The 396-nt window shown below is 60.9% G+C and carries 1 pseudogene; it reads right to left on the reverse strand.

The features are described from left to right. Positions 1 to 395, reverse strand: a pseudogene (locus AC5ZG1_RS44620) (GGDEF domain-containing protein); the annotation flags it as partial. Position 396: the final 1 nt, after the last annotated feature.

A 396-nucleotide genomic window follows, 5' to 3' on the forward strand; every position in this document is an offset into this window, starting at 1 on the left:
TAGAGTTTCTCGCGGCGGACGATGCTGATCGCCTCCCTTGCGACCGCAAGATCGCAAAGGCAGCAGATGACGGAGACGTAGAGGAGCCTTGCCGAGACCGCTGCGGGATCGCTGACGATCAGCACGACAGGCACGCTGACGAGAACCATGGCAAGCCAGAAAATGCGCTGGTCGAAAACCCGTCCCGAAAACGTGCGCACGGCAAAAAACATCAGCATATAGCCGGCGATGGTGACGACGTTGCCGCCGTCGACCGAAACCGCATAGGGAACGAGATTGCGCAGCGCGACGAGGAAGGAACCGACACCGACGAAGAGGTTGCTCAAGCCCCACCAAAGCGGCCACCTCTCGAAGCGGCCGGTCGCATAGGCTGCAAGCTGGAGAATGCCCAGCACG

This window comes from Bradyrhizobium sp. Leo78, from assembly GCF_059512425.1.